This window comes from Pseudomonas sp. MONT-RG-20F-20-E-7-02 (assembly GCF_022662395.1).
Lineage (GTDB): Bacteria > Pseudomonadota > Gammaproteobacteria > Pseudomonadales > Pseudomonadaceae > Aquipseudomonas.
In genome coordinates, this window is the sequence record NZ_JAKNQN010000028.1 from 1 (window position 1) to 1,655 (window position 1,655).

The following is a 1,655-nucleotide window of genomic DNA, read 5'->3' on the forward strand; positions in this document are numbered from 1 at the left end:
ATAATCGTGGTTTCAGCCGCTTTCGGATCGGTCACCAGGTTCTCGAAGTTGCCGCCTTCGGTCTTGGTGATCGTGGTGCTGACGGTGCTGCCATTGTTGTAAACGTCGTTAGCTGGCGTCTGGAAAACAGTCGAACCAACGGCTTCACCGGCTTTAATGGTGATCGTCTGACCATTCGAAAGCGTAACGGTAACGTCAGTCTGCGCTTTGTTCGTCAGGGTCGCGGTGTAGGTGATCTCGCCGCCTTCAACGACCGACGCCTTATCAGCAGTCAGAGAAACCGTGGTGTTGTCGATCGAATCGGTGATGGCTGTTTCAGCCGCCTTCGGATCGGTTACCAGGTTCTCGAAGTTACCGCCTTCGGTTTTGGCGATGGTGGTGCTGACAGTCGAACCATTGTTGTAAACGTCGTTCGCCGGCGTCTGGAACACCGTCGAACCTACGGTTTCACCAGCTTTAATGGTGATGGTTTGGCCGTTGCTCAGCGTTACGGTGACGTCGGTTTGCGCCTTGTTGGTCAAGGTCGCGGTATAGGTAATCTCCCCACCTTCAACTACCGAAGCCTTGTCAGCAGTCAACGTAACCGTGGTGTTGTCGATCGAATCGGTGATAGCCGTTTCAGCTGCTTTCGGATCGGTCACCAAGTTCTCGAAGTTACCGCCTTCGGTTTTAGCAATGGTGGTGCTGACAGTCGAGCCGTTGTTGTAAACATCGTTAGCCGGTGTCTGGAACACAGTCGAGCCAACGGTTTCACCCGCTTTGATGGTGATCGTCTGGCCGTTCGACAGCGTAACGGTTACGTCAGTCTGCGCTTTGTTCGTCAGGGTCGCGGTGTAGGTAATCTCACCGCCCTCAACCACGGACGCTTTGTCGGCGGAGAGGGAAACGGTGGTGTTGTCGATCGAATCGGTGATGGCCGTTTCAGCTGCCTTCGGATCTGTCACCAGGTTCTCGAAGTTGCCGCCTTCGGTCTTGGTGATCGTGGTGCTGACGGTGCTGCCATTGTTGTAAACGTCGTTGGCTGGCGTCTGGAACACAGTCGAGCCAACGGTTTCACCGGCTTTGATGGTGATGGTCTGGCCGTTCGACAGCGTAACGGTTACGTCCGTTTGCGCTTTGTTCGTCAGGGTCGCGGTGTAAGTAATCTCACCGCCTTCAACCACAGACGCCTTATCAGCAGTCAGAGAAACCGTGGTGTTGTCGATCGAATCGGTGATGGCTGTTTCAGCCGCCTTCGGATCGGTAACCAGGTTCTCGAAGTTGCCGCCTTCGGTCTTGGTGATCGTGGTGCTGACGGTGCTGCCATTGTTGTAAACGTCGTTGGCTGGCGTCTGGAACACAGTCGAACCAACGGTTTCACCAGCCTTGATAGTGATGGTCTGGCCGTTGCTCAACGTAACAGTGACGTCGGTTTGAGCTTTGTTCGTCAGTGTTGCGGTGTAGGTAATCTCACCACCTTCAACCACCGACGCCTTATCAGCAGTCAGGGAAACCGTGGTGTTGTCGATCGAGTCGGTGATGGCTGTTTCAGCCGCCTTCGGATCAGTCACCAAGTTCTCAAAGTTGCCGCCTTCAGTCTTGGTGATCGTGTTGCTGACGGTGGAACCGTTGTTGTAAACGTCGTTCGCCGGCGTCTGGAACACCGTCGAGCCGAC

Annotated in this window: 1 protein-coding gene; it reads right to left on the reverse strand. The window is 54.8% G+C overall.

Features of this window, described 5'->3' with window-relative positions; all coding sequences use genetic code 11:
* Window positions 1-1,655 (reverse strand): immunoglobulin-like domain-containing protein (locus L8I05_RS29370; protein ID WP_347341243.1); only part of this gene is annotated, 1,655 nt, incomplete at both ends.